The organism is Isoptericola sp. NPDC055063 (assembly GCF_053608125.1).
This window is the reverse complement of the sequence record NZ_JBSGUW010000006.1, coordinates 264218-272445: the sequence shown is the minus strand read 5'-3', so window position 1 is coordinate 272445 and position 8228 is coordinate 264218. Positions and strand designations below refer to the sequence as shown.

At 74.9% G+C, this 8228-nt stretch carries 7 protein-coding genes and 1 pseudogene; 2 read left to right on the top strand and 6 right to left on the bottom strand.

Translation table 11 applies throughout. The annotated features are described in order from the left end of the window. From ACWF41_RS09810 to ACWF41_RS09800, 3 genes and pseudogenes are all read right to left on the bottom strand, one after another. A pseudogene (locus tag ACWF41_RS09810) lies at window positions 1-113 on the bottom strand (response regulator); the annotation flags it as partial. A gap of 80 nt (window positions 114-193) precedes the next feature. Continuing rightward, window positions 194-1405: a sensor histidine kinase gene (locus ACWF41_RS09805; RefSeq protein WP_380315737.1), complete on the bottom strand. Its 1212-nt coding sequence runs from the start codon at window positions 1403-1405 to the stop codon at window positions 194-196. After that, window positions 1402-2823, bottom strand: a complete 1422-nt coding sequence (locus ACWF41_RS09800; RefSeq protein WP_380315740.1) for a PP2C family protein-serine/threonine phosphatase — start codon at window positions 2821-2823, stop codon at window positions 1402-1404. Before ACWF41_RS09800 ends, ACWF41_RS09805 begins: the two co-directional genes overlap by 4 nt. 226 nt (window positions 2824-3049) lie before the next feature. On the opposite strand from ACWF41_RS09800, the gene ACWF41_RS09795 reads away from it, so the two are divergent. Together ACWF41_RS09795 and serA are read left to right on the top strand one after the other, a co-directional pair. After that, complete coding sequence (locus tag ACWF41_RS09795) at window positions 3050-5362, top strand: HelD family protein (RefSeq protein WP_380315743.1); 2313 nt, start codon at window positions 3050-3052, stop codon at window positions 5360-5362. A gap of 69 nt (window positions 5363-5431) precedes the next feature. Further along, window positions 5432-6670: a phosphoglycerate dehydrogenase gene (gene serA / locus ACWF41_RS09790; RefSeq protein WP_380315746.1), complete on the top strand. Its 1239-nt coding sequence runs from the start codon at window positions 5432-5434 to the stop codon at window positions 6668-6670. Window positions 6671-6754: 84 nt separating this feature from the next. Here serA and ACWF41_RS09785 read toward each other — a convergent pair whose 3' ends face one another. From ACWF41_RS09785 to ACWF41_RS09775, 3 genes are all read right to left on the bottom strand, one after another. Further along, entirely contained in the window at window positions 6755-6940 is a 186-nt protein-coding gene (locus tag ACWF41_RS09785; protein WP_380315749.1) for a DUF5302 domain-containing protein, read from the bottom strand. A 169-nt stretch (window positions 6941-7109) separates the two neighbouring features. After that, window positions 7110-7643, bottom strand: a complete 534-nt coding sequence (nrdR, locus tag ACWF41_RS09780) for a transcriptional regulator NrdR (RefSeq protein ID WP_380315752.1) — start codon at window positions 7641-7643, stop codon at window positions 7110-7112. Between the two features lie 126 nt (window positions 7644-7769). Further along, window positions 7770-8108 carry a LysM peptidoglycan-binding domain-containing protein gene (locus ACWF41_RS09775; RefSeq protein ID WP_380315755.1) on the bottom strand — a complete coding sequence of 113 codons (339 nt, stop codon included), beginning with the start codon at window positions 8106-8108 and terminating at the stop codon, window positions 7770-7772. Window positions 8109-8228: the final 120 nt, after the last annotated feature.

Below are 8228 nucleotides of genomic sequence, written 5' to 3'. Positions count from 1 at the left end.
ACCGAGAGCCGGTTGACGACCTTGTGCTCCTCGAACGCCTCCCGGGTCATCAGCACGTCGCCCGGGTCGTCCTCGACGAGGAGGACCTCGATACCCGCCTGCTGGTCCGCCATCGCCACTCCTCGCCGTCGTCGAGCCCCCGGTCGGGGCGCACTCCAGGTGCGTCGTCGCAGGTCAGCGACGTTCCCCGAGCCTAGCCGACGATGGCGTCGGCCGCCTCGTCGCTGTCGGGCAGGGTCCAGCGGACGGTGGTCCCGCCGCCGTCCGACGGCTCGAGCCAGACCCGCCCGCCGTGGTGCTCGACCACCCGCTTGACCAGGGCGAGCCCGATGCCGGTGCCCGTGTACACGTCCTTGGGGTGCAGGCGCTGGAAGATGACGAAGACCCGCTCCGCGTACTGCGGGTCGATCCCGATCCCGTTGTCCGCGCACGACACCTCCCAGCCGGCCTCCGGCGCGGGCAGGCGACGGGCCGACACGTGGACGTGCGGGGGTCGGTCGGGGTCCCGGAACTTCACGGCGTTGCCCACGACGTTCGTCAGCAGCATCGCCAGCAGCGCCCGCTCGCCGTGCACCACCGGCAGCGGGTCGTGGCTGATCTCCGCCCCCGCCTCGGCGATCCGCTCGCCCAGGTCGTGCCGGACCTGCTCGAGGACCTGCTCGAGGTCGACCTCCTCCTTCGGGCCGCCGGAGCGCCCGACGCGCGAGAACGCCAGGAGGTCCTGGATGAGCCGCTGCATGCGCAGCGCGCCGTCGACGGCGAACGCGATGTACTGGTCCGCCCGGTCGTCCAGCTGCTCGCCGTAGCGCTTCTGCAGCAGCTGGGTGAAGCTCGCGACCTTGCGCAGCGGCTCCTGCAGGTCGTGCGACGCGACGTACGCGAACTGCTCCAGGTCACGGTTCGAGCGCGCGAGCTCCAGGTTGGAACGGGCGAGCTCCCGCGCCTGCTCGGCGAGCTGAGCGTGCGTCCGCTCGGTCTCGGCGTGCGACGCGCGCACCTCCGCCACCTGCGCCACCAGCTCCCGCCGCATGTGCTCCACGTCCGCCGCGAGGGCCGCGACCTCCCCGGTGCCCTCGACCCGGATCTCGTGGTCGTGCGCCCCGGTGGCGGCCGCCCGCACCGAGTCCGCCAGCCGGGCGAGCGGCCGCGTCACCCCGCGCTGCAGGGCGCGCCACATGAACCACCCCATGAGCACGACGAGGAGCACCAGGACGACGACCACCACGAGCAGCACCCGGTGCCAGGCGTTCGCCGCGTCCACCGCCTCGTTCCCGGCCCCGACCTTGAGCAGCGAGATGGACCGCTGGACGGCCACGAGCGCCACGCCGAGGGCGAGGAGCAGCACCGCGCCGACGATGAGCAGGAGCCGCAGGACGACGTCGTGCAGCGGGCGGTCGCGTCTCACGGGCGGGCCCACTCGGCAGAGTCGGCGAGGGTCGACGACCGCTCCCCCAGGTACGGGGTGTCGCGGCCCGTCCAGCCGAGCACGAGCAGCGCCGCGTCGTCGGTCAGCGGGCCGCCGTGCAGCGCCCGCACCCGCCGCAGCACGCGCTCGACGACGCCGACGATCCCGTGCCGGTCCAGGTCGTCGGCGACGAGGTCGTGCAGGCCCGACTGCCCGAGCCGGGGCACCCGCCGGCGCAGCGGTCCGACAGGTGCTCCCCGCCCTCCCTGCAGCGCCGCGAGCCCCAGCGCGTCCCGGCCCAGCCCGTCCACCGGCGGCTCCCCCGCCGGGCCGCCCCCGGCGGTGGGCGGGCCCGCGTGCACCTCGGCCTCCACCAGCCCGTCGGTGTAGAGCATGAGGGCGAACGGCCCGTCGAGGTCGATGCGCCGCGGCCGCCAGCCGCCCTCGACCGGCACTCCCAGCGCGCGCCCGCGGCCGGTCGGCGCGAGCAGCTCGCAGCGCAGGTCGCCCACAGGACCGGTGATGAGCAGGGGCGGCAGGTGCCCGGCCAGGTAGAGGTCCACGCCCGACCGGTCGGGCGTGACGACCACCTGGGCCAGCGTCACGAAGACCTCGGGGCGCGCCCGCTCCGTGAGGAGCACCCGCTCCAGCTGCTCGAGGACATGCTCCGGCGGGGTCCCGGTCAGCACGAGCGTGCGCCACGCCGTGCGCAGCGTGGCGCCGAGGGCCGCCTCGTCGGGGCCGTGGCCCGCGACGTCGCCCACGACCGACAGGACGCTCCCGTCCGGCCGCTCGACGGTGTCGAAGAAGTCGCCCCCGAGCAGGCCGCCGCCGCCCGGCAGGTACCCCACCATGACCGAGACGCGCTCGTCCCCCACCAGCGGGTTGGGCAGCAGCGCGCGCTCGAGGCGCGCGGTCTCCTCCGCCCGGACCGCGCTGCGGTACAGCGCGCGCTGCTGGGCCGCCGAGCGACGACGCTGCAGCGCGTAACGCAGCGACCGGCCCAGCAGCCCGGCGTCCGTCTCGCCCTTCACCAGGTAGTCGTCCGCGCCCGCGGCGACGGCCTGCAGCCCCTGGTCGCCCCCGGTGAGACCGGTGAGCACCACGAGCGCGGGGACGTCGTGCACGCGCTCGGCGACCTCGCGCAGCCGGGACACCGCCGTGAGCCCGACGGCGTCGGGCAGACCGAGGTCCAGCAGGACGCAGTCCACGCCGGGCGACCCGCCGGGCCGTGACAGAGCCTCGACTGCCTCGGCGACCGACCGGGCGCGCCGCAGCACGACCGCCACCTCGGCGTCGTCGAGCAGCTCCGTCACGAGCAGCGCGTCCCCGTCGTCGTCCTCCACGAGGAGCACGGTCGCCGTCGCGTCTTCGGCGGGTCCCTCGGACCCTGCGCGCAGGACGTCGCCGCTGCTCATGCGCCAGATCCTAGCCCCGACGCCGCCGCACGCCCGGAGCCCGGCGCCCGGCGCGTCGCCCCACGACCGGGGCAGGCCGGGCGAGCGTCGGGGACCTTCGTCCGGACCGTGTGCCGGGGCGGTCGCACGGACCGTGCACCCAGGGCCCCTCGGCATCTGCAATGATGGTCCGCCGCAACGGGGCCGCGCCACCCGACGAGCGCGGCGAAGGACGCTGGGAGGATGCGTGGCGGGCAGGCACGACGAGCTGGCACGCGAGCAGGGTGTCGTCGACACCCTCTACGCCCGACTGGACGAGCTGCGGCGCGCGACGCGCGACCGGCTCGCGGAGGTCCGCCGCTCGGGCCCCTCGGGCTCGCCCCAGAACCGCAGCGAGCGGGACGCGTTCGCGACGCTCTACGAGGACCGGGTGGCACAGCTCGACGCCGTCGAGGACCGGCTCGCCTTCGGGCGGCTCGACCTCGACGACGGCGGCACCCGCTACGTCGGTCGCATCGGCCTGGCCGACGCCGACCACCGCTCGCTCCTGACGGACTGGCGCGCGCCCGCCGCGACCCCGTTCTACCGAGCGACGGCGCTGCACCCCGCCGGCGTCCGGCGCCGGCGGCACCTCGTGACCTCCGGGCGCAGCGTCACCGGCCTCGAGGACGAGGTGCTCGACCTCGACGCCCTGCAGGCCGCCGACGGCGAGGACGGCGACGGCACGCTCGCGGCCTCGACGCTCTCCGGCGAGGGAGCCCTGCTCGCGTCGCTGGCCGCACGCCGCACCGGCCGGATGACCGACATCGTCGCGACCATCCAGGGCGAGCAGGACCGGATCATCCGCGCCGAGCTCGCAGGCGCGCTCGTCGTGCAGGGCGGGCCGGGGACGGGCAAGACGGCCGTCGCGCTGCACCGCGCCGCCTACCTGCTGTACGCGCACCGCCGCGTCCTGGAGCGCAGCGGCGTGCTGCTGGTCGGCCCGAGCCGCGCGTTCCTGCGCTACATCGACCAGGTGCTGCCCTCGCTCGGCGAGACCGGCGTGGTGGCCACGACCGTCGGCGAGCTGCTCCCCGGCATCCGGGCCACCGCCGTCGACGGCCCCGCGGCCACCGAGATCAAGGGCCGCCTCCTGTGGCGGGAGGTCGTGCGCCGTGCGGTACGCGCCCGCGAGCGCGTCCCCGAGCGCGACGTGCGGTTCCGGCTCGAGGGCTACGACCTCGTCGTGCGCCGCCGCGACGTGCGCGACGCGATCGCGCGCGCCCGCCGCACCCACAAGCCGCACAACGAGGCCCGCGCGTCGTTCGTGCGCGACATGCTCGCCCGCCTGGTCGACCAGTACCGGGCCGCGGCGGACACCGAGCTCGCGCCCGAGGACGTCGCGATGGTCACGGAGGACCTGCGCTCGCACCGCGACGTGCGGGTGGCGCTCAACCTCGCGTGGTTCCCGATCTCGCCCGAGAAGCTCGTCGCCGACCTCTTCGCGAAGCCCCACCGGCTCGCCGAGGCCGCCCCCGAGCTGTCCGCCCGCGAGCGGGCGACGCTGCGGCGTGAGCCCGACGCGCCGTGGACCGAGGCCGACGTCCCCCTGCTCGACGAGGCCGCCGAGCTGCTCGGCGAGGACGGCTCCATCGCTCGCGCCGAGGCGAAGGCCCGCGCCGCGGAGCGCGCGGCCGAGCTCGAGTACGCCCGCTCGGTGCTCGAGTCGACCGGCGCCGGCGGCGGCCTCGTGGACGCCGAGACCCTGGCGTCCCGCTTCGAGTCGACCGGGCCGCGCCTGACGACGGCCGAGCGCGCCGCCGAGGACCGCACGTGGACCTACGGGCACGTCGTGGTCGACGAGGCGCAGGAGCTGTCCCCCATGGCCTGGCGCATGCTCGTGCGACGGGTGCCGACCCGCTCGATGACGATCGTCGGGGACGTCGCCCAGACGTCGTCCGCGGCGGGGGCGCGGTCCTGGGGCCAGGCCCTCGGCCCCGTGCTCGGCGACTCCTGGCGGCTCGAGGAGCTGACCGTGAGCTACCGCACGCCGGCCGCTGTCGCCGACGCCGCGCAGCGCATGGCGGCCGCCGCCGGGCTGCCGACGTCGCCCCTCACGGCGGCCCGCGAGGTGCCCGGCGCGCTGGAGCTGGCACGGGTCACGCCCTCCGGGGCGGCGCGCCCCGTGCTCGTCCAGGCGGTCCGCGACCAGGTGGCCGCGCTGGCGGCCGAGTTCGTGGGGCCGGACGGCGCGGGCCGCGTCGCCGTCGTCGCGGCCGCGCAGCAGGTCGCCGCGCTGCGCGAGGCCGTCGAGGCGATCCTCCCCGAGGCCCTCGGCCGCGCCGAGGCGGACCGCCTCCTCGCCCAGAGGCCGGAGGACGCCCAGGTGGTCGTGCTCGACCCGCGGGAGACGAAGGGTCTCGAGTTCGACGCCGTCGTGCTGGTCGAGCCGGTCGCCGTCACGGGCGGCCCCGGCGGGGCCTCCGACCTCTACGTGGCGATGACGCGGCCCACCCAGCGCCTCGTCGTCGTGCACGAGCAGCCGCTGCCCGCGGGGATCGTGGAGCTCGCCGCGGCGTGACGCCGGACGTGACGCCGGAATGGTGAGACGCGTTTGTGGGCGTGGTGCCGCGGGGCGCACCATGGCCTCGTGCTGCGAGCCCTCCTTCTCGAGAACGTCCACCCTGTCGCTGCCCAGAATCTTCGTGATGCGGGCATCGAGGTCGTCACGCGCCCCGGCGCGCTCGACGAGGCCGAGCTGATCGAGTCCCTCGCGGACTTCCAGATCCTCGGCATCCGGTCCAAGACCACCGTGACCCGCAAGGTCCTCCAGAGCGTGCCCGGCCTGCAGGCCGTCGGCACCTTCTCCATCGGGACCAACCAGATCGACCTCGAGGCCGCCGCGGCCCACGGGGTCGCGGTGTTCAACGCGCCCTACTCCAACACGCGCTCCGTGGTGGAGCTCGCGATCTCCGAGATCATCGCGCTGACCCGACGCCTCACCGTGCGCGACAAGTCGCTGCACGACGGCGTGTGGGACAAGACCGCGGAGGGCTCGCACGAGGTGCGCGGTCGCACGCTCGGCATCATCGGGTACGGGAACATCGGCTCCCAGCTGTCGGTCCTCGCCGAGAACCTCGGCATGCGGGTCGTCTTCTACGACACCGCCGAGAAGCTCGCGCTGGGCAACGCCCACCGCGTCGAGACGATCGAGGAGCTGCTCGCCGAGGCCGACGCCGTGACGATCCACGTCGACGGGCGCCCCGGCAACGCGGGCCTCTTCGGCGCGGACCTGTTCGCGGGGATGAAGCCGGGCGCGATCTTCCTCAACCTCTCGCGCGGGTTCGTGGTCGACGTCGAGGCCCTGCGGCAGCACATCCTGTCCGGCCACCTGGGCGGCGCCGCCGTCGACGTCTTCCCCACCGAGCCGAAGAAGCGCGGTGACGGGTTCACCTCCCCGCTGCGCGGCCTGCCGAACGTCATCCTCACGCCGCACGTCGGCGGCTCCACGGAGGAGGCGCAGGAGGCCATCGGAGAGTTCGTGTCGAAGAAGCTCCGCGACTTCATGGCGACCGGGTCCACCACCCTGTCCGTCAACCTGCCGAACCTGCAGCTCGCGCACACCGGCGTGGGCCGCATCATGCTGCTGCACCGCAACGTCCCGGGCGTCCTCGCCGCGGTGAACCAGGTCTTCGCGGACCACGGCGCCAACATCGAGGCGCAGATGCTCGCCACCCGCGGCGAGGTCGGCTACGTCGTCACGGACATCTCCGACGTCACCCAGCGCGGCGCGTCGGCCAAGCTGCAGGCCATGCCGTCCACGATCCGCCTGCGCATCCGCGACGCCTTCGAGCGGCCCGAGTTCCCGCCCGGCCCCGCCGCGGGCTGACGCGACGGGCACACCCGCCGACACGCGCCGAGGGCGTCCCCGGGACTCCGGGGACGCCCTCGCGTCGTGGTGGGACCGGCCCGCTCAGCCGGACTTGCGGCGGAACATCTTCTGCACCGGGCCGGAGGTCTCCGAGCCGTGCACCTGGCCGGTGTTGCCGTCCTTGCCGGCGGTCGGGTGGCTGGCGGCGTTCTTCCGCTCCAGCGCCTCCCGGAAGCGCGCCTTCGTGTCCTCGCTGGGCTTGGCCGCCCTGGAGTCGTCCGTCGTCATCACGATCACCTCGTCGTCGTCGGGGTGGACGTGCTCGCACGGCGGACCGCGCAGCACCTGGTGCCGTCCAGCATGCTCCACCCCCGCGCGTCGCGCCAAGGGCATTTCGCCCGGAGCGGGCGAACCCGGCGCCGCGAGGCGGCTCGGGGACCCCGGGAGGGGCCTCGCCTCAGCGCGACGCGTCCCGGCCGGCGACCGCGGGCTCGGCGCCACCCGTCTCGACGTCCTCGTCCTGCCCCGCGTCCTCGGCCCGCGCCTCGCGCTCCGCCCGCAGGGACGTGATCGCGCTCTCGAAGTCCTCCAGGGACTCGAATGACTGGTACACGCTCGCGAATCGCAGGTAGGCGACCTCGTCCAGCTCGCGCAGGGGCCCGAGGATGGCCAGCCCGACCTCGTTCGCCTCGATCTCGGGGCGGCCCGACGCACGCAGCGTCTCCTCGACCCGTTGCGCCAGCAGAGCCAGGTCGTCGGAGCTCACGGGCCGGCCCTGGCACGCCTTGCGCACGCCCGCGACCACCTTGTCGCGGCTGAACGGCTCGGTCACGCCGGAACGCTTGGCGACCGACAGGCTCGCCGTCTCGATCGTGGTGAAGCGGCGCTGGCACGCCGGGCACTGCCGCCGTCGGCGGATCGACGAACCGTCGTCGGAGGTGCGCGAGTCGATGACTCGCGAGTCCTCGTGGCGGCAGAACGGGCAGTGCATCGCTGGTCTCCTGCGCTCGGCTCCGGACCGGCGCCCGGCTGCCCGACAAGGTATGCGGGACGCCGCGCCCGGCGCAAGCAGGGTCCATCCTCGCATCTTCGCGGCGCCGGGTCGTGCCGCGCGCCCTCAGTCCTCGGGCAGGAGCACCACCTGACCGGCCTGCAGCTCCGCCGTCGTGAGGCCGTTCAGCTGGCGGAGGTCCGCGACGACGTCGCGCAGGTCCTCGCCCGAGTCCCGGACCGCGCGGGCGTACTGCCACAGCGTCTCGCCCGGCTGGACCGTGTGGAGCCGGACCTCCACGCCCGACCCGGGAGCGTCCGCCACCGCGCGCTGGCCGACCAGGCCCGCGCCGACGAGGACGAGAAGGACGAGCGCGGCGACCACGACACGCCCGCGTCGCGTGAGCCGGAGGCCGCCGAGCCCGAGGAACCCCGGAGCTTCGGTGGTGCTGGGCGCGTTCTGCATCGTCCTACCTCCGGTTCACGTCGCGTCGCCGCCGGTCGGGCGACTGCCGTCGAACAGCCGTTCGTCGAACACCTGTACGTCGAACGGCTGTACTAGGTGTACCACGTCACGACGACACGG